At 54.3% G+C, this 19,680-nt stretch carries 20 protein-coding genes; 18 read left to right on the forward strand and 2 right to left on the reverse strand.

Features of this window, described 5'->3' with window-relative positions:
- The first annotated feature begins 34 nt into the window (after positions 1–34).
- From gltJ to rihA, 4 genes are all read left to right on the forward strand, one after another.
- A complete protein-coding gene (gene gltJ, locus QQZ17_RS25615; RefSeq protein ID WP_152405491.1) occupies positions 35–775 on the forward strand; it encodes a glutamate/aspartate ABC transporter permease GltJ in 741 nt (246 codons plus the stop codon).
- Positions 775–1,449, forward strand: coding sequence for a glutamate/aspartate ABC transporter permease GltK (gltK, locus tag QQZ17_RS25620; RefSeq protein ID WP_152405492.1), 675 nt, complete (start codon positions 775–777; stop codon positions 1,447–1,449). Before gltJ ends, gltK begins: the two co-directional genes overlap by 1 nt.
- On the forward strand, positions 1,449–2,174 hold the full coding sequence (gene gltL / locus QQZ17_RS25625; RefSeq protein WP_043001415.1) for a glutamate/aspartate ABC transporter ATP-binding protein GltL: 726 nt from the start codon (positions 1,449–1,451) through the stop codon (positions 2,172–2,174). The genes gltK and gltL overlap by 1 nt, the downstream gene beginning before the upstream one ends.
- A 116-nt stretch (positions 2,175–2,290) precedes the next feature.
- Complete coding sequence (gene rihA, locus QQZ17_RS25630; RefSeq protein WP_152405493.1) at positions 2,291–3,226, forward strand: pyrimidine-specific ribonucleoside hydrolase RihA; 936 nt, start codon at positions 2,291–2,293, stop codon at positions 3,224–3,226.
- 89 nt (positions 3,227–3,315) lie between these two features.
- Here rihA and QQZ17_RS25635 read toward each other — a convergent pair whose 3' ends face one another.
- Complete coding sequence (locus QQZ17_RS25635; RefSeq protein ID WP_042320694.1) at positions 3,316–3,798, reverse strand: zinc ribbon-containing protein; 483 nt, start codon at positions 3,796–3,798, stop codon at positions 3,316–3,318.
- Positions 3,799–4,033: 235 nt separating this feature from the next.
- On the opposite strand from QQZ17_RS25635, the gene leuS reads away from it, so the two are divergent.
- Genes leuS through nadD form a run of 4 tightly spaced genes read left to right on the forward strand, consistent with a single transcriptional unit; the run spans position 4,034 to position 8,895 of the window.
- A complete protein-coding gene (gene leuS, locus QQZ17_RS25640; protein WP_152405494.1) occupies positions 4,034–6,616 on the forward strand; it encodes a leucine--tRNA ligase in 2,583 nt (860 codons plus the stop codon).
- A gap of 14 nt (positions 6,617–6,630) precedes the next feature.
- Complete coding sequence (gene lptE / locus QQZ17_RS25645; protein WP_152405495.1) at positions 6,631–7,221, forward strand: LPS assembly lipoprotein LptE; 591 nt, start codon at positions 6,631–6,633, stop codon at positions 7,219–7,221.
- Entirely contained in the window at positions 7,221–8,252 is a 1,032-nt protein-coding gene (holA, locus tag QQZ17_RS25650) for a DNA polymerase III subunit delta (RefSeq protein WP_152405496.1), read from the forward strand. The genes lptE and holA overlap by 1 nt, the downstream gene beginning before the upstream one ends.
- A 1-nt stretch (position 8,253) precedes the next feature.
- Complete coding sequence (gene nadD, locus QQZ17_RS25655) at positions 8,254–8,895, forward strand: nicotinate-nucleotide adenylyltransferase (RefSeq protein WP_152406375.1); 642 nt, start codon at positions 8,254–8,256, stop codon at positions 8,893–8,895.
- On the opposite strand, the gene cobD is transcribed toward nadD, so the two are convergent.
- Complete coding sequence (cobD, locus tag QQZ17_RS25660; protein ID WP_152405497.1) at positions 8,870–9,955, reverse strand: threonine-phosphate decarboxylase CobD; 1,086 nt, start codon at positions 9,953–9,955, stop codon at positions 8,870–8,872. The genes nadD and cobD overlap by 26 nt on opposite strands.
- A 97-nt stretch (positions 9,956–10,052) precedes the next feature.
- Here cobD and QQZ17_RS25665 point away from each other — a divergent pair, with 97 nt between their 5' ends.
- From QQZ17_RS25665 to QQZ17_RS25710, 10 genes are all read left to right on the forward strand, one after another.
- Entirely contained in the window at positions 10,053–10,664 is a 612-nt protein-coding gene (locus tag QQZ17_RS25665) for an adenosylcobalamin/alpha-ribazole phosphatase (protein WP_152405498.1), read from the forward strand.
- Between the two features lie 257 nt (positions 10,665–10,921).
- Positions 10,922–11,239 carry a ribosome silencing factor gene (gene rsfS, locus QQZ17_RS25670; RefSeq protein WP_012904988.1) on the forward strand — a complete coding sequence of 106 codons (318 nt, stop codon included), beginning with the start codon at positions 10,922–10,924 and terminating at the stop codon, positions 11,237–11,239.
- Positions 11,240–11,242: 3 nt separating this feature from the next.
- A complete protein-coding gene (gene rlmH, locus QQZ17_RS25675) occupies positions 11,243–11,710 on the forward strand; it encodes a 23S rRNA (pseudouridine(1915)-N(3))-methyltransferase RlmH (protein WP_003022725.1) in 468 nt (155 codons plus the stop codon).
- A gap of 29 nt (positions 11,711–11,739) precedes the next feature.
- Positions 11,740–13,641: a peptidoglycan DD-transpeptidase MrdA gene (gene mrdA, locus QQZ17_RS25680; RefSeq protein WP_152405499.1), complete on the forward strand. Its 1,902-nt coding sequence runs from the start codon at positions 11,740–11,742 to the stop codon at positions 13,639–13,641.
- Positions 13,642–13,643: 2 nt separating this feature from the next.
- Positions 13,644–14,756 (forward strand): peptidoglycan glycosyltransferase MrdB, encoded by a 1,113-nt coding sequence (gene mrdB, locus QQZ17_RS25685; RefSeq protein ID WP_152405500.1) that lies wholly within the window; start codon positions 13,644–13,646, stop codon positions 14,754–14,756.
- Between the two features lie 10 nt (positions 14,757–14,766).
- A complete protein-coding gene (gene rlpA / locus QQZ17_RS25690) occupies positions 14,767–15,882 on the forward strand; it encodes an endolytic peptidoglycan transglycosylase RlpA (RefSeq protein ID WP_152405501.1) in 1,116 nt (371 codons plus the stop codon).
- Between the two features lie 148 nt (positions 15,883–16,030).
- Positions 16,031–17,242, forward strand: a complete 1,212-nt coding sequence (gene dacA, locus QQZ17_RS25695; protein ID WP_152405502.1) for a D-alanyl-D-alanine carboxypeptidase DacA — start codon at positions 16,031–16,033, stop codon at positions 17,240–17,242.
- 107 nt (positions 17,243–17,349) lie between these two features.
- The gene (gene ybeD / locus QQZ17_RS25700; protein ID WP_042320704.1) at positions 17,350–17,613 is read left to right on the forward strand and encodes a DUF493 family protein YbeD; all 264 of its coding nucleotides are present in this window, start codon (positions 17,350–17,352) and stop codon (positions 17,611–17,613) included.
- 102 nt (positions 17,614–17,715) lie between these two features.
- On the forward strand, positions 17,716–18,357 hold the full coding sequence (lipB, locus tag QQZ17_RS25705; RefSeq protein WP_152405503.1) for a lipoyl(octanoyl) transferase LipB: 642 nt from the start codon (positions 17,716–17,718) through the stop codon (positions 18,355–18,357).
- Between the two features lie 301 nt (positions 18,358–18,658).
- The gene (locus QQZ17_RS25710; RefSeq protein WP_152405504.1) at positions 18,659–19,612 is read left to right on the forward strand and encodes a YbeF family transcriptional regulator; all 954 of its coding nucleotides are present in this window, start codon (positions 18,659–18,661) and stop codon (positions 19,610–19,612) included.
- Positions 19,613–19,680 lie beyond the last annotated feature (68 nt).

Raw genomic sequence — 19,680 nt, forward strand, 5'->3', positions numbered from 1 at the left:
AGCGCTGCTACCCTTATTTTTTCGGAGTAGATGTATGTCAATAGACTGGAACTGGGGCATTTTTTTACAACAAGCCCCATTCGGCAACACCACCTATCTCGGCTGGCTCTGGAGCGGCTTTCAGGTCACCGTCGCCTTATCCATCACCGCCTGGATCATTGCCTTCCTGGTCGGTTCTTTGTTCGGCATTTTACGCACCGTCCCGAATCGCTTCCTTTCCGGGCTCGGCACCCTTTATGTAGAACTGTTCCGCAACGTTCCGCTGATCGTCCAGTTCTTCACCTGGTACCTGGTCGTGCCTGAACTGCTGCCGGAAAATCTTGGTATGTGGTTTAAAGCGGAACTGGATCCCAACATTCAGTTCTTCGTCTCTTCCATGCTCTGTCTGGGGCTTTTCACCGCAGCACGCGTCTGCGAACAGGTTCGCGCCGCCATTCAGTCACTGCCACGCGGCCAGAAAAACGCGGCACTGGCGATGGGGCTGACCCTGCCGCAGGCATATCGCTACGTGCTGTTGCCTAACGCCTATCGCGTGATCGTCCCGCCGATGACCTCTGAGATGATGAACCTGGTGAAAAACTCCGCCATCGCCTCCACCATCGGTCTGGTCGATATGGCAGCGCAAGCCGGTAAGCTGCTGGATTACTCGGCGCATGCCTGGGAATCGTTTACCGCCATCACCGTGGCGTACGTGTTGATTAATGCCTTCATCATGCTGGTGATGAGTGTGGTGGAACGTAAAATCCGCCTGCCTGGCAATCTGGGAGGCAAATAATGTACGAGTTCGACTGGAGTTCTATTGTCCCTTCCCTGCCGTATCTGCTGGACGGGCTGCTCATCACGCTGAAGATTACCCTGACAGCGGTGGTCATCGGTATTGTCTGGGGAACGTTGCTTGCGGTCATGCGCCTTTCCAGCTTCGCGCCTGTCGCCTGGTTTGCTAAAGCGTACGTTAACGTTTTCCGCTCCATCCCGCTGGTGATGGTACTGCTGTGGTTCTACCTGATCGTACCGGGATTACTGCAGGACGTTCTGGGGCTGTCACCGAAAACCGATATTCGCCTGATTTCGGCGATGGTCGCCTTTTCGATGTTTGAAGCCGCTTATTACTCCGAGATTATCCGTGCGGGTATCCAGAGCATTTCCCGCGGACAATCAAGCGCGGCGCTGGCGCTGGGCATGACCCACTGGCAGTCAATGAAGCTCATCATTCTGCCGCAGGCGTTTCGCGCGATGGTACCGCTGCTGCTTACACAGGGCATCGTTCTGTTCCAGGATACCTCCCTGGTGTACGTCTTAAGCCTCGCGGATTTCTTCCGTACCGCTTCTACTATTGGCGAGCGTGATGGTACACAGGTCGAAATGATCCTGTTTGCCGGGGCCGTCTACTTTGTTATCAGCCTGAGCGCGTCGTTGTTGGTCAGCTATTTGAAGAAAAGGACAGTTTAATGATTACCCTGAAAAATGTTTCTAAATGGTATGGTCACTTTCAGGTGCTGACCGACTGCTCCACGGAAGTGAAAAAAGGGGAAGTGGTGGTGGTCTGCGGCCCGTCGGGTTCCGGAAAATCCACGCTGATCAAAACCGTTAACGGTCTGGAGCCGGTACAAAAAGGTGAAATCACCGTAAACGGCATTATGGTCAATGACAAAAAAACCGATCTGGCGAAGTTACGTTCTCGCGTCGGGATGGTGTTCCAGCACTTTGAGCTGTTCCCGCATCTGTCGATTATCGAAAACCTGACTCTGGCGCAGGTGAAAGTGCTGAAGCGTGATAAAGCCCCGGCGCGCGAAAAAGCGCAGAAGTTGTTGGAGCGCGTGGGCCTTGCCGCGCATGCCAATAAGTATCCGGCCCAACTTTCCGGTGGCCAGCAGCAGCGTGTGGCGATAGCCCGCGCGCTATGTATGGATCCTATCGCCATGCTGTTCGATGAACCCACCTCCGCGCTCGATCCGGAAATGATCAACGAAGTACTGGACGTCATGGTTGAACTGGCCAATGAAGGGATGACCATGATGGTGGTGACCCATGAAATGGGCTTTGCGCGCAAAGTGGCGAACCGGGTGATCTTTATGGACGAGGGGAAAATCGTTGAGGACTCGCCGAAAGAGGAGTTCTTCGCCAACCCGAAATCCGAACGTGCAAAAGACTTCCTTGCCAAAATCCTGCATTAACTTTTCCGGCGCGCATGTCAGAATGCGCGCCATTTCACGCTTTCTTGTCTCGCTCCTCGAATCATTTTCATCCCGGCGTTACCCTTGCCGCAAAGTAGCATTCATAAGGAGCAACAATGGCACTGCCAATTCTATTAGATTGCGACCCGGGTCATGATGACGCTATCGCAATTGTTCTCGCCCTCGCCTCACCGGAACTTGACGTTAAAGCCATCACCTCATCCGCAGGTAACCAGACACCCGATAAAACGCTGCGTAACGTATTACGGATGCTGACGTTACTGAACCGCATAGACATTCCGGTAGCGGGCGGCGCAGTGAAACCCTTGATGCGCGGGCTAATCATTGCCGATAACGTCCACGGCGAAAGCGGACTGGATGGCCCGGCGCTGCCGGAACCCGCCTTTGCGCCTCAGGCCTGTACCGCCGTTGAGCTGATGGCGAAGACGCTGCGCGAGAGCACACAGCCGGTCACCCTCGTCTCTACCGGGCCGCAAACCAACGTTGCGCTGTTGCTGAACAGCCATCCTGAACTGCATGACAAAATCGCTCGCATCGTGATCATGGGCGGCGCAATGGGGCTCGGCAACTGGACGCCTGCCGCCGAATTCAATATCTATGTTGACCCAGAAGCCGCTGAGATCGTCTTCCAGTCAGGCATTCCGGTGGTAATGGCCGGCCTGGACGTCACGCATAAAGCGCAAATTCACGTCGAAGATACCGAACGCTTCCGCGCTATTGGCAACCCGGTTTCCACTATCGTTGCGGAGCTACTCGATTTCTTCCTTGAGTATCATAAAGACGAGAAATGGGGATTCACCGGCGCGCCGCTACATGACCCGTGCACCATCGCCTGGCTGCTAAAACCCGAACTGTTTACCACCGTCGAACGCTGGGTTGGCGTGGAAACGCAGGGGAAATATACCCAGGGGATGACCGTGGTGGACTATTACTTCCTGACGGGCAAAGCACCCAACGCCACGGTAATGGTGGATGTGGATCGCCAGGGGTTTGTTGACCTGCTGGCAGAACGGCTAACGTTTTACGCGTGATCAATGCCGGATGGCGCTGACGCTTATCCGGCCTACATAATAGTCACCGTAGGCCGGATAAGATGCGTCAGCATCGCCATCAGGCTATATTACGGTTCAAACGGTCGACGCTGGAACTGGTCGTGTCCGCATTTTGGACACAATGGCAGCACGTCCGGCGTATACACCGCCAAGTGAAAATGGCACTTCTCGCAGACCAGATTGCCCAACCCCACCACTTCGCCACTGTGATAGACCCCGTGATGACTCAGGTCCTGAAAGACTTCGCGCCATTCAAGCTGCGTTTTGTCCGTGATATCCGCCAGCTCCTGCCACAGGCTCTCTTTGATCACCCGCATAAAGACGCTGTCGGATTCCTCTTCCTGACTCTCCTCATAGCTCACGGCGAACTCTTCCAGGTCACGCCTGACGGCGCGTGTCAGTTCGTCCACTTCGGTTCGCGTTAACTCCCCGGCCTGCAAAACCCGCTGCCGCGCCTGTTCCACCAGCGCATCGATATCGCGCTCGCCATTGCGCAGACGTTCACTTAATGACGCCACCAGTTCACGGTAATATTGAGCAACCTTGTTCATCGTTTCGCCTCCTGGGTCGTTAACTGTCTATAATAATAGACGTTATTTAGGCCGCGCTTTGCAAGACTGCCCACAGAGTGTGTAAATTCGTGCAAGGATTGTCATGGCGTGAATTCGAACCTGAATGCGCGAAAGGCTGTTTTGACGCGGGCGTTTGGGCTATGCTATGCGGATCTGAAACACCACATCGAAAGCTACGTTTGTAGCTGTATTGAAAACAGGACCACTGGCTGCCATGCAAGAGCAATACCGCCCGGAAGAGATAGAATCCAAAGTACAGCTTCACTGGGATGAGAAGCGCACATTTGAAGTTACCGAAGACGAGAGCAAAGAGAAGTATTACTGCCTGTCTATGCTTCCCTATCCTTCTGGTCGACTACACATGGGCCACGTACGTAACTACACCATCGGTGACGTGATCGCTCGTTATCAACGCATGCTGGGCAAAAACGTGCTGCAGCCTATCGGCTGGGACGCCTTCGGCCTGCCTGCAGAAGGCGCGGCGGTGAAAAACAACACCGCGCCGGCACCGTGGACCTACGACAATATCGCCTACATGAAGAACCAGCTCAAAATGCTGGGCTTTGGCTATGACTGGAGCCGTGAACTGGCGACCTGCACCCCGGAATACTATCGCTGGGAGCAGAAATTCTTCACTGAGCTGTACAAAAAAGGTCTGGTCTATAAGAAAACCTCAGCAGTCAACTGGTGCCCGAACGATCAAACCGTACTGGCGAACGAACAGGTTATCGACGGCTGCTGCTGGCGCTGCGACACCAAAGTTGAGCGTAAAGAGATCCCGCAGTGGTTTATTAAAATCACCGCCTATGCCGACGAACTGCTCAATGATTTGGATAAGCTGGACCACTGGCCTGACACCGTGAAAACGATGCAGCGCAACTGGATTGGCCGTTCTGAAGGCGTGGAAATCACCTTTAATGTGAACGGTTATGACAACACGCTGACCGTCTACACGACCCGCCCGGACACCTTTATGGGTGCCACCTATCTGGCGGTTGCCGCCGGTCACCCGCTGGCGCAGAAAGCGGCAGAGAGCAATCCTGAACTGGCGGCCTTTATCGACGAATGCCGTAACACCAAAGTGGCCGAAGCCGACATGGCGACCATGGAGAAAAAAGGCGTCGACACCGGCTTTAAAGCGGTTCACCCCTTAACCGGCGAAGCGATCCCGGTCTGGGCGGCTAACTTTGTGCTGATGGAATACGGCACCGGCGCGGTCATGGCCGTACCGGGTCACGATCAGCGCGACTACGAATTTGCCACCAAATACGGCTTAACCATTAAGCCGGTTATCCTGGCAGCCGACGGCTCTGAGCCGGATCTTTCCGAACAGGCGATGACCGACAAAGGCGTCCTGTTTAACTCCGGCGAGTTTGACGGTCTGGCTTTCGAAGCGGCCTTTAACGCCATTGCTGATAAGCTGGCAGCGAAAGGTGTCGGCGAGCGTAAGATCAACTACCGTCTGCGCGACTGGGGCGTTTCTCGTCAGCGTTACTGGGGCGCACCGATCCCGATGGTCACACTGGAAGACGGCACCGTGCTGCCGACGCCGGAAGATCAACTGCCGGTGATCCTGCCGGAAGATGTTGTGATGGACGGTATTACCAGTCCGATCAAAGCCGATCCTGCGTGGGCAAAAACCACCGTTAACGGCCAGCCTGCGCTGCGTGAAACCGACACCTTCGACACTTTTATGGAGTCCTCCTGGTACTATGCGCGCTACACCTGCCCGCAGTATCAGGAAGGGATGCTGGATTCCAACGCAGCAAACTACTGGCTGCCGGTAGATATTTACATTGGCGGTATCGAACACGCCATCATGCACCTGCTCTACTTCCGCTTCTTCCACAAACTGATGCGCGATGCCGGCATGGTGAACTCTGACGAACCGGCAAAACAGCTGCTGTGTCAGGGAATGGTACTGGCGGATGCGTTCTACTATGTCGGCGAAAGCGGCGAGCGTAACTGGGTTTCCCCGGTGGATGCGATCGTTGAACGCGACGAGAAAGGTCGCATCGTGAAGGCGAAAGACGCGGCGGGCCATGAACTGGTGTATACCGGCATGAGCAAAATGTCCAAGTCGAAAAACAACGGTATCGACCCGCAGGTGATGGTTGAACGTTACGGCGCGGATACCGTGCGTCTGTTTATGATGTTCGCCTCTCCGGCTGATATGACGCTGGAATGGCAGGAGTCCGGCGTGGAAGGCGCTAACCGCTTCCTGAAACGTGTCTGGAAACTGGTGTACGAACACACTTCCCGTGGCGATGTTGCGCCGCTGAACGTTGACGCGCTGACGGAAGATCAGAAAGCGCTGCGTCGCGATGTTCACAAGACTATCGCCAAAGTGACCGATGATATCGGCCGCCGTCAGACCTTCAACACCGCGATTGCCGCCGTGATGGAGCTGATGAACAAGCTGGCGAAAGCCCCGCAGGATGACGAGCAGGATCGCGCGCTGATGCAGGAAGCCCTGCTGGCGGTGGTGCGGATGCTTAACCCGTTTACCCCACACGTTTGCTTTACGCTGTGGCAGGCGCTGAAGGGCGAAGGCGACATCGACAACGCGCCGTGGCCGGTCGCGGACGACGCCGCAATGGTCGAAGACTCCACGCTGGTTGTAGTCCAGGTTAACGGCAAGGTGCGTGGCAAAATCACCGTTCCGGTGAATGCGACAGAAGAACAGGTTCGTGAACGCGCGGGCCAGGAACATCTGGTCGCAAAATATCTTGATGGCGTTACCGTACGTAAAGTGATTTACGTGCCGGGTAAACTCCTCAATCTGGTCGTTGGCTAAGCGCGGGAGGAAGCGTGCGATATCTGGCAACATTGTTGTTATCTCTGGCGGTGTTAACCACCGCCGGGTGTGGCTGGCACCTGCGCAATACCACGCAGGTTCCGGACACAATGAAAACCATGATTCTGGACACAGGGGATCCGAATGGTCCGTTAAGCCGTGCAGTGCGTAATCAACTGCGTCTGAATGATATTGAGCTACTGGATAAGAGTACGCTGCGTAAAGACGTACCGTCTTTACGTCTGGGTCGGGTCAGTATTTCGAAAGATACCGCGTCTGTCTTCCAGAATGGTCAGACTGCGGAATATCAGATGATTATGACGGTCAGTGCGTCGGTGTTGATTCCTGGTCACGATATTTATCCTATCAGCGTCCGGGTATTCCGTTCGTTCTTCGACAACCCGCAGATGGCGCTGGCGAAAGATAACGAGCAGGATATGATCATCAAAGAGATGTACGACAGAGCGGCGGAACAGTTGATTCGTAAACTGCCAAGCGTACATGCTGCCGATCGTCTCTCATCGCAAGAAGAGGTTGCCGTTGACGATAAAGAAGCGGCTCCCGCTTCCTCTTCAACGCGTGTCTCCAGCACGCTGGGTAACTGATGATTCGGTTGTACCCTGAACAACTCCGCGCGCAACTCTCTGAAGGGTTGCGCGCGGCGTATCTGCTACTCGGAAACGATCCTTTGTTGTTGCAGGAAAGCCAGGACGCCATCCGTCAGGTTGCGGCAACTCAGGGGTTCGACGAACACCATACTTTTACTCTCGACAATAATACCGACTGGAACGCGTTGTTCTCGCAATGCCAGGCAATGAGCCTGTTCGCCAGTCGTCAGACGCTGCTGTTGTTACTGCCCGAAAATGGCCCGAATGCCGCCATTAATGAACAACTGGTTACGCTGGTTCAGTTGCTGCATGACGATCTGCTGCTGATCGTGCGCGGAAATAAGCTCAGTAAGGCGCAAGAAAATGCCGGCTGGTTTAGCGCGCTGGCCGAGCGAAGCGTACAGGTCAGTTGCCAGACGCCGGAACAGGCGCAACTTCCCCGTTGGGTAGCGGCGCGCGCAAAGCAAAATAATTTGCAACTGGACGACGCGGCGAATCAACTATTGTGCTATTGCTATGAAGGTAACCTGCTGGCTTTGGCGCAGGCGCTGGAACGTTTATCCTTATTGTGGCCAGACGGTAAGCTCACCCTGCCCCGCGTCGAGCAGGCCGTTAACGACGCCGCCCACTTCACCCCGTTCCATTGGGTGGATGCGCTGGTCATGGGCAAAAGTAAGCGCGCACTGCACATTCTTCAACAGTTACGTCTGGAAGGCAGCGAACCGGTTATTCTGCTGCGCACCCTGCAACGTGAGCTGTTGCTGCTGGTCACGCTAAAACGCCAGTCGGCCCACACCCCGCTGCGCACGCTCTTTGATAAGCACCGCGTCTGGCAAAACCGCCGTGGCATGATTGGCGATGCGCTGAACCGGCTTAGTCCGGCGCAGTTACGTCAGGCGGTGCAATTACTGACACGTACGGAATTAACGCTGAAGCAGGACTATGGCCAGTCGGTCTGGGCAGAGCTTGAAGGGCTCTCACTGCTGATTTGCCACAAAGCGCTGGCTGAAGTTTTTATTGATGGCTGATATGAAATCGTTACAGGCTCTCTTTGGCGGCACCTTTGATCCGGTGCACTATGGTCACCTCAAGCCCGTGGAAACGCTGGCCAATCTGATTGGTCTGTCGCGGGTCATCGTGATGCCCAATAATGTTCCCCCTCATCGCCCGCAGCCGGAGGCGACCAGTGCACAGCGAAAAACCATGCTTGAACTGGCGATTGCCGACAAGCCGCTGTTCATCCTCGATGAGCGCGAACTGCGGCACGACACGCCCTCCTATACGGCGCAAACGCTGAAGGCCTGGCGTGAAGAACAAGGTCCGGATGTCCCGCTGGCGTTTATCATTGGCCAGGACTCATTACTGACCTTCCCGACCTGGCATGACTACGAAACGATTCTCGACAATACCCATCTGATTGTCTGCCGCCGTCCCGGCTACCCGCTCGAAATGGCGCAGGAACAGCATCAGCATTGGCTGGATCAGCATCTGACGAATACGCCAGACGATCTGCACCTGCTGCCAGCCGGGAAAATTTACCTCGCCGAAACGCCGTGGTTCAATATTTCCGCCACGATCATCCGCGAACGACTGGAAAACGGCGAGCCGTGTGACGACCTGATGCCGCAAGCCGTGCTGGACTATATCAATCAGCACGGGTTGTATCGCTAAGCGCCTCGGTTAACGCCGCCAGCAGGCGGTTGTTCTCTTCCCGACTACGTATTGCCACACGGAAATAGCGTCCATCAAGACCAGGGTAATTGGCGCAACTGCGGATCAGAATATGCCGCGCCAGCAAAGCACGCTGAAGATCGGTTTCACTGCGCAGCAGGAGATAATTCGCCTGGCCAGGATACACCGTCAGCCCTGGCAGCGCGCACAGTTGCTGATAAAAGCGTCCGCCCTCTTCCCGCAGCCACCGCCATGTCGCTTGTTGATAGGCGGTATCCTGCAGAACCTGTTCCCCTGCCAGCGCGGCAAAGGCGTTGATCGACCACGGCATCTGTCGCGCCCTCATCGCCGCCACCGCCTGCTCATCGCTGTTGATGAGATACCCCAACCGCAGCCCCGGGATAGCATAGAATTTTGTCAGCGAACGCAGAACCCAGATATGCGGGTTATTCTGTAGCAGTGGAATAAACCCCGCCTCGTCGGCAATAAAATCGATAAACGCTTCATCAAGAATCAGCGCAATATTCAGCGCCCGGCAGCGCCCGGCAATCGCTTCGAGTAAACCCCGTTCCGGCAGTAATCCGGTGGGATTGTTAGGTGTGCACAAAAACAGACAGTCCAGTTCTGCCGTCAAGGCATCGAGGATCGCCCCGGTCAACTGCCAGCCGTCCTCTTCACGCAGCGCGAACGTATCGATGACGCATTCACCCCACTGTAACGCACGTTGGTATTCGGCAAATCCTGGTGTGACGATCATCGCCCGACGCGGATGCAAACCGTTCACCAGGGTAAAGATTGACTCGGTCTCACCGTTGCCAGCGAGGATCCAACCGGCTGGCACCTGATGATGTCGGGCCAGCGCCTGGTGCAAATGGCGGTAATCGACGTCGGGATAACGCTCGGCAAGGCGTAAATTGTCGACGATGGCGCGTTTTACCGTTTCGGGCATACCCAGTGGATTAATATTCGCGCTAAAATCCAGCAGCTTCTCGGGCGAGATCCCGAGGAGTTCGGCAGCCTCACGGATGTTACCGCCGTGGGCGCTTTTGAATAGAGACATTGTGCCGCTCCTGGCAAAAGAGGCTATTTTAGAGAAAATAGCGCGCGCATTCAGGGCGAATATCATGTTTTGCGCGAATACGTATCACGAGGGGAAAATGCGACTCTGGTTAGTTCGTCATGGTGAAACCGAAGCCAATGTGGCGGGATTGTACAGTGGTCATGCTCCCACGCCGTTGACCGGGCGCGGCGTTGCGCAGGCGCAAACGCTGAATACACTGCTCAGCCAGGTTCCCTTTGAGCAGGTGCTGTGTAGCGAGCTGGAACGCGCTCAGCACACGGCGCGTTTAGTGCTTCAGGGGCGTGAACTGCCGCTGCAGGTGAAGCCCGAGCTCAATGAGATGTTCTTTGGCGATTGGGAGATGCGCCATCACCGGGAGCTGACCCACGAAGATGCCGAGAACTATGCGGCCTGGTGCAACGACTGGCAAAATGCCGTTCCCACCAATGGAGAAGGGTTTCAGGCCTTCGCCCGGCGCGTTGAGCAGGCGATCGCATTTCTTGCCGATTATCAGCACCATGCGCATGTGCTAATGGTCAGCCATCAGGGCGTCCTCAGCCTGCTGATTGCCCGGCTGCTTGCCTTACCCGCCGCCGCAATGTGGCATTTTCGCGTTGAGCAAGGCTGCTGGAGCGCCATTGATTTTACTGGCGATTTTGCCACGCTTCGGGTTCTCAACAGCAGAGCGATATGGACACCTGGCGAGTAAAATGTCTGTTTTTTATCGCCAGAAACGCTCCGCCCATTGACACGCCAGGACAGGCTGCTATTCTCCGCTGCCAGACTTTCCCCGCCCTTCAGCGTTTTGCAGAAATTGTTTTACAAAAATGGCGATGCATTCTGTTGCATGGGGTGGGATGATAGCCCACTTTCAAAAACCGTCGGTGACATTTGTCCCGAAAGGACGGTGGGTTCAGGTATACTGACAGGCTTATTCATACTCATTCATGCACCCAGGGGGAAAACTTGCAGGGTAAAGCACTCCAGGATTTTGTAATCGACAAAATTGATGACCTTAAAGGTCAGGACATCATCGCCTTAGACGTTCAGGGCAAATCCAGTATCACCGACTGCATGATCATCTGTACCGGCACTTCCAGCCGTCACGTCATGTCTATTGCTGACCACGTCGTTCAGGAATCTCGCGCTGCGGGAATGCTGCCGTTGGGTGTGGAAGGTGAAAGCGTCGCCGACTGGATCGTCGTTGACCTGGGTGAAGTGATTGTCCATGTTATGCAGGAAGAGAGCCGTCGCCTGTATGAGCTGGAAAAACTCTGGAGTTAATGCGTGAAGCTTCAACTTGTCGCGGTAGGCACGAAAATGCCCGACTGGGTACAAACCGGTTTTACCGAGTACCTGCGGCGTTTTCCCAAAGACATGCCTTTTGAGCTGATCGAAATTCCGGCCGGCAAACGCGGCAAGAACGCGGACATCAAGCGTATTCTCGACAAAGAGGGTGAACAGATGCTGGCTGCCGCAGGCAAAAATCGCATTGTCACCCTGGATATTCCCGGTAAGCCCTGGGACACGCCGCAACTGGCAACCGAACTGGAACGCTGGAAACTGGACGGTCGTGATGTCAGCCTGTTAATCGGCGGGCCGGAGGGATTATCCCCTGCCTGTAAAGCAGCGGCAGAACAAAGTTGGTCGCTCTCTGCGCTAACACTTCCTCATCCGCTTGTCCGGGTGCTGGTGGCAGAGAGCCTGTATCGGGCGTGGAGCATTACCACTAATCACCCTTATCACCGTGAGTGATCACTGAGCTTGAGTAGACTAAGCAGCGGATGAAATTACAGAATTCTTTTCGCGACTATACGGCTGAGTCCGCGCTATTTGTGCGCCGGGCGCTGGTCGCTTTTTTGGGTATCTTACTGCTCACCGGCGTGCTTATCGCCAACCTGTATAATCTGCAGATTGTCCGTTTTACCGATTACCAGACTCGCTCGAATGAAAACCGGATTAAGCTGGTGCCCATCGCCCCCAGCCGCGGCATCATTTATGACCGTAACGGCATTCCTCTCGCCCTGAACCGTACCATTTACCAGATCGAAATGATGCCCGAGAAGGTCGATAACGTGCAGCAAACGCTGGATGCGCTGCGCAGCGTCGTCGACCTGACCGATGACGATATTGCGGCATTCAAGAAAGAGCGCGCACGTTCGCACCGCTTTACCTCTATTGCCGTCAAAACTAACCTGACCGAAGTCCAGGTTGCGCGTTTTGCCGTTAACCAGTACCGCTTCCCCGGTGTTGAAGTAAAAGGCTATAAGCGCCGGTTCTACCCGTACGGTTCTGCGCTCACCCATGTCATTGGCTACGTGTCGAAGATTAACGATAAAGACGTTGAGCGACTGGATAAAGATGGCAAGCTGGCTAACTACGCTGCCACCCATGACATCGGGAAACTGGGGATTGAGCGCTACTACGAAGACGTGCTGCACGGTCAGACCGGCTACGAGGAAGTCGAAGTCAACAACCGTGGCCGCGTTATCCGCCAGCTCAAGGAAGTTCCGCCGCAGGCCGGACACGATATCTACCTGACGCTGGATCTCAAACTGCAGCAGTATATCGAAACGCTGCTCGCCGGCAGTCGTGCCGCCGTGGTGGTCACCGACCCGCGTACCGGCGGCGTGCTGGCGCTGGTCTCTATGCCAAGTTATGACCCGAACCTGTTCGTCGACGGCATCTCCAGCAAAGATTACGCCGGTCTGCTTAACGATCCGAACACGCCGCTGGTCAACCGCGCAACGCAGGGGGTTTATCCGCCAGCATCAACGGTGAAGCCGTATGTCGCGGTGTCTGCGTTAAGCGCGGGCGTCATCACCCGCAATACCAGTCTGTTTGACCCAGGCTGGTGGCAGTTGCCCGGTTCAGAAAAACGTTATCGCGACTGGAAGAAATGGGGTCACGGGCATCTGAATATCACTAAATCGCTGGAAGAATCTGCAGATACTTTCTTCTATCAGGTCGCCTATGACATGGGAATCGATCGCCTCTCTGAGTGGATGGGCAAATTCGGTTACGGTCACTATACCGGCATCGATCTGGCGGAAGAGCGTTCCGGCAACATGCCTACCCGCGAGTGGAAGCTCAAACGCTTCAAAAAGCCCTGGTATCAGGGCGATACCATCCCGGTCGGTATTGGTCAGGGCTACTGGACGGCAACGCCGATTCAGATGAGTAAGGCGCTGATGATTTTGATTAATGACGGCGTGGTGAAGGTGCCTCATCTGCTGATGAGCACCGCAGAAGACGGCAAAAAAGTACCCTGGGTGCAGCCGCAGGAGCCACCGGTTGGCGACATTCATTCTGGTTACTGGGAACTGGCGAAAGACGGTATGTATGGCGTCGCCAACCGTGGCAACGGGACCGCGCACAAATATTTTGCCAGCGCACCGTATAAAATTGCCGCTAAATCCGGTACCGCGCAGGTCTTCGGTCTGAAAGCCAACGAAACCTATAACGCGCATAAAATTGCCGAGCGCCTGCGTGACCATAAACTGATGACTGCATTTGCGCCGTACAACAACCCGCAGGTAGCGGTCGCCATCATCCTGGAAAACGGGGGGGCAGGCCCGGCGGTGGGGACCATTATGCGTCAGATTCTTGACCACATCATGTTGGGCGATAACAACACCGATCTGCCAGCTGAAAACCCGGCGGTTGCAGCGGCGGAGGATCAATAACCATGACGGATAATCCGAACAAAAAAACATTCTGGGATAAAATCCATATCGATCCCACCATGTTACTGATTTTACTGGCGCTGCTGGTTTACAGCTCAATGGTTATCTGGAGCGCCAGCGGCCAGGACATTGGCATGATGGAACGTAAAGTCGGTCAAATTGCGATGGGTCTGGTGATCATGGTGGTCATGGCGCAGATCCCGCCCCGCGTCTATGAAGGCTGGGCGCCGTATCTCTATATTTTCTGTATTATTCTGCTGGTGGCGGTCGATGCCTTCGGCGCGATCTCCAAAGGCGCACAGCGCTGGCTGGATCTCGGCATCGTACGTTTTCAGCCTTCTGAAATCGCCAAGATTGCGGTTCCTTTGATGGTCGCACGTTTTATCAACCGTGACGTCTGTCCGCCGTCCCTGAAGAACACGGCCATCGCGCTGGTGCTGATTTTTATGCCCACGCTGCTGGTGGCGGCGCAGCCTGACCTTGGAACGTCGATTCTGGTCGCGCTTTCCGGACTGTTCGTGCTGTTCCTCTCTGGCCTGAGCTGGCGTTTGATTGGCGTCGCCGTGCTGCTGGTTGCGGCGTTTATCCCGATCCTGTGGTTCTTTCTGATGCATGATTATCAGCGTCAGAGGGTGATGATGCTGCTTGACCCGGAAACCGATCCGTTGGGTGCCGGTTACCACATCATTCAGTCTAAAATTGCAATTGGTTCCGGCGGTCTGAGCGGCAAGGGGTGGCTACACGGTACCCAGTCACAGCTCGAATTTTTACCCGAGCGCCACACCGACTTTATCTTCGCCGTACTGGCGGAAGAGCTCGGTCTGATCGGGATACTGATCCTGCTGGCGCTGTATATTTTGCTTATTATGCGTGGTCTGTGGATTGCCGCCCACGCGCAAACCACCTTTGGTCGCGTGATGGCCGGTGGCTTAATGTTGATTTTATTCGTTTATGTCTTCGTTAATATTGGTATGGTGAGTGGGATTTTGCCTGTTGTAGGCGTTCCGCTTCCGTTGGTCAGTTACGGAGGCTCAGCACTGATCGTGTTGATGGCCGGGTTCGGGATTGTCATGTCGATCCACACCCACAGAAAAATGTTATCGAAAAGCGTGTAAGGGGTGCGCAATGCGTAAGCAATTGCCTGGAGTCTGCGTCGCAGCAGGAATTATGCTGCTCGCGGCATGTACGAGTGATGATGGTCAGCAACAGAATACCGTCGCGCCACAGCCAGCGGTATGTAATGGGCCCGTCGTTGAAATCAGCGGGGCCGATCCGCGTTTTGAACCGCTCAACCCGACCGCTAATCAGGATTACCAGCGGGACGGTAAGAGCTATAAGATTGTGCAGGATGCCTCACGCTTTAGTCAGGCAGGATTCGCGGCGATCTACGATGCCGAACCCGGTAGCAATCTGACCGCCTCAGGTGAAGCGTTCGATCCAATGCAGCTCACCGCAGCACATCCGACGTTACCGATCCCGAGCTATGCGCGAATCACTAACCTCGCCAACGGGCGGATGATCGTGGTGCGCATTAACGATCGCGGGCCCTATGGCAACGATCGCGTGATTTCACTGTCACGTGCTGCTGCCGACCGTCTGAACACCTCCAATAACACCAAAGTACGCATCGATCCCATTATTGTTGCGCAGGATGGATCGCTGTCCGGTCCGGGTATGGCCTGTACCACCGTGGCCAAACAGACTTATGCCCTGCCCTCACGTCCGGATCTGAGCGGGGGGATGGGCAGCGCCTCCTCCGCACCGCAAGCGATGCAGCCACAGGGTGACGTTCGCGCCATCAGCAATTCCACGCTGCAAAGTGAAGATAACGCTGGCGCACCCGTTCAGAGCAGCGGCTTCCTCGGTGCACCGACGACCCTGGCCGCAGGCGTACTGGAAGGCAGCGAACCGACGCCAGCACCACAGCCTGCGGCTGCAACTCCCGCTAGCGCGCCAGTCAGTGCACCGGCAGCGACACCCGCCGCGACGGCTGCGCCTGCCGCAGCGTCCGCCAGCGGCAGTTACGTAGTGCAGGTGGGGGCGGTGAGCGATCAGGGGCGCGCCCAGCAGTATCAGCAGCGCTTAGGCCAGCAGTTTGGCGTGCCGGGACGCGTCACGCAGAACGGCGCCGTGTGGCGTATTCAGCTCGGGCCGTTCGCCAGCAAAGCACAAGCCAGTGCGCTACAGCAGCGTTTACAATCTGAAGCCCAATTACAGTCCTTCATTACCGGCGCGCAATAACGTAACAAGGGCATCTGAAGTGTCAATTTCTGTAAATGACGTTAACTACGTTAACAAAGTCGTGCGGAAAGTCAGATGCCTGCCGGTATTGCATTTGCTATAGTAGGGCACTTTTTTTAATTCCATCACGGACGTCGTAGTTCAGACCATGAAGACCACTTTTTCCGCTCGTTTCCTGCAGCGCATGGCGCTCACCACGGCTCTTTGTACAGCCGCTATTTCAGGCGCGCATGCCGATGACCTGAACATCAAAACCATGATCCCGGGTGTTCCGCAGATCGACGCGGAGTCCTATATCCTCATTGACTATAACTCCGGTAAAGTGCTGGCGGAACAGAACGCCGATACGCGTCGTGACCCGGCCAGTCTGACCAAAATGATGACCAGTTACGTTATCGGTCAGGCAATGAAAGCGGGTAAGTTCAAAGAAACGGATTTGGTCACTATCGGTAATGACGCCTGGGCCACGGGTAATCCGGTCTTTAAAGGTTCATCGCTGATGTTCCTGAAACCTGGCATGCAGGTTCCGGTGTCGCAACTGATTCGCGGGATTAACCTGCAGTCCGGTAACGATGCCTGTGTCGCGATGGCTGACTTTTCTGCCGGCAGCCAGGATGCGTTTGTCGGGCTGATGAACAGTTACGTGAACGCGCTGGGCCTGAAAAACACCCACTTCCAGACGGTTCACGGTCTGGATGCCGACGGTCAGTACAGCTCCGCCCGTGATATGGCGCTGATTGGTCAGGCGTTGATCCGCGACGTTCCTAACGAGTACTCCGTCTACAAAGAAAAAGAGTTCACCTTTAACGGCATCCGTCAGTTGAACCGTAACGGCCTGCTGTGGGACAACAGCCTGAAGGTGGATGGTATCAAGACGGGTCACACTGACAAAGCTGGCTACAACCTCGTTGCTTCGGCGACTGAAGGTCAGATGCGTTTGATCTCAGCGGTCATGGGCGGACGCACCTATAAAGGGCGTGAAACAGAAAGCAAAAAACTGCTGACCTGGGGCTTCCGTTTCTTCGAAACGGTTAATCCGCTGAAAGCAGGCAAAGAATTCGCATCTGAACCGTCCTGGTTTGGTGATACCGATCGCGCCTCCTTAGGGGTCGATAAAGATGTGTATCTGACCATCCCGCGTGGCCGTATGAAAGACCTGAAGGCCAGCTATGTGCTGAACAGCACGGAGTTGCATGCTCCGTTGCAGAAAAATCAGGTGGTCGGTACCATCAACTTCCAGCTTGACGGTAAAACCATTGAGCAGCGTCCTCTGGTCGTACTGCAGGAAATCCCCGAAGGCAACTTCTTCAGCAAAATCATTGATTACATTAAGTTAATGTTCCATCACTGGTTTGGTTAAAAATTGAACACTTGAAAGTGTGATTTCCATCCCCATATACTAAGCATCAGTAAAACTCCCGCCCTCTGGCGGGAGTTGTTATTTATTTACGTTACGCCGGAGCTGACATGAAAACCAAACTTAACGAACTGCTTGAATTCCCTACTCCTTTTACTTACAAAGTCATGGGGCAGGCGTTACCTGAGCTGGTTGAACAGGTGGTTGAAGTGGTACAGCGCCATGCGCCAGGTGATTACTCCCCGACGGTAAAACCCAGCAGCAAAGGCAATTACCACTCGGTTTCAATTACCATCAACGCGACCCATATTGAGCAGGTTGAAACCCTGTACGAAGAGCTCGGTAACATCGAAATCGTCCGTATGGTTCTGTAATACAGGTTCGGGCCCCGACCTTGTTCGGGTGCCCACCTCGCCTTCTCTTCGCTGTGATATACTTCTCTCCCCCATTGGTTACTTCTCTACGGAGATGCTGTTTTGTCTCAGGATAAAATACTGGTCCGCCAGCTCGGTCTTCAACCCTACGAACCCGTCTCCCAGGCCATGCACGACTTTACCAACACCCGCGATGAACATACCGCCGATGAAATTTGGCTGGTTGAGCACTACCCTGTTTTCACTCAGGGTCAGGCAGGCAAAGCAGAACATGTTTTAATGCCAGGGGATATCCCGGTCATTCAAAGCGATCGCGGCGGACAGGTGACTTACCACGGACCGGGTCAGCAGGTCATGTATGTGCTGCTGAACCTGAAGCGGCGTAAACTGGGCGTACGGGAACTGGTCACGCTGCTGGAACAGACCGTGGTGAATACCCTGGCAGAACGGGATATTGACGCCCACCCGCGTGCGGATGCCCCTGGCGTTTATGTCGGTGAAAAGAAAATATGTTCTCTCGGTTTGCGCATTCGTCGCGGTTGTTCTTTCCACGGACTGGCATTAAACGTTAATATGGATCTTTCACCTTTCTTACGAATTAATCCATGTGGCTATGCAGGTATGGAAATGACAAAAATATCTCAATGGGATAACGAGGCCACGACAGATAATATCCGACCACGATTATTAGCCAATATTTTAGCGCTGCTAAATAATCCCCCTTACGAATATATCCCTGCTTAACTCATTGAATGCAATGGCCCAAAAATTCGCGGGCCATTCCCTCCTTCCCGCTCAAATGCTTTACAATGCCTCCGGGTTTCTATATTTTCTGTCTATCTTAGCTTGAATTTTTAACGCCTTTACTCCGTCATTTAAAAAAATGACGTAGGATTTTTCTTTATACAAACGTTAAACCTTCAATCAATTGCCATAAAATGGTTATCGATACCGCGAGATGAACAATAGTGGTGAAAAACGCATACTCATAACAAATACAAAACACCACTATTATTTATAATGTGAATTAAATTGGAGTTAGAACGTGAGTGAGAAAAGTAAGCCGAAAGGACATTTCTATGAACATCGCCCCGAAGATAAGCCGCAAATTTTCAGAACGCTGAGAAATATAGACCTGAACCTGCTGACTATTTTTGAAGCCGTTTATGTTCATAAGGGGATCGTCAATGCTGCGAAAATTCTTAATCTGACACCCTCCGCGATCAGCCAGTCTATTCAAAAATTACGCACAATATTTCCCGACCCTTTGTTTATCCGAAAAGGCCAGGGCGTGACACCCACTACCTATGCCACTCATCTACACGAGTATATTAGCCAGGGGCTGGAGTCCATTCTCGGGGCCCTGGACCTCACCGGCAGCTACGATAAACAACGGACGATTACTATCGGGACCACACCGTCTATCGGCGCGCTGGTGATGCCGACCATTTATCACGCCATCAAAACGCGCCATCCGCAACTGCATCTGCGTAACATCCCCGTTCATGACGCCGAAACGCAACTCAGCCAGTTTCAGAGCGATTTGATTATCGATAACCACATCTACAGCAACCGTGCGGTAGAGAATCATGTTCTGTTTTCTGACAAAATCGAACTGGTCTGTCGTCAGAACCACCCTTCCCTGACGCGCTCCCCGGCCCCTGAGGCCCTCGATGGCGCGGAACATAGCTTGTTAATGATCGAAGGGCAAAGCTTCACGCTCCTGCGCCAGCGTATCCAGGAACTGTTTCCCGACAGGCAAATCAGCTTTAGCAGTTACAACATTTTCACGCTGGCATCGCTCATTGCGCACAGCGATCTGGTGGGTATTATGCCTGCGCGCTTCTTCACGCTGTTCAACCACTGCTGGCCGCTTCAGCGGATCCCTCACTCGTCCCTGAACCAGGAAAAAATCGACTTCTCACTGCATTACAACAAGCTGAGCTTACGCGATCCGGTACTGGAGAATGTCATCACGGTGATCCGCGACGCATTCTGAAAAAGAAATGTTGCGACCTGGTCAAAACTGATGCTGAGCAAATGGCACAAAACAACAACTATTTTACA

It is taken from the genome of Citrobacter sp. T1.2D-1, from assembly GCF_950098555.1.
GTDB lineage: Bacteria > Pseudomonadota > Gammaproteobacteria > Enterobacterales > Enterobacteriaceae > Citrobacter_A > Citrobacter_A telavivensis.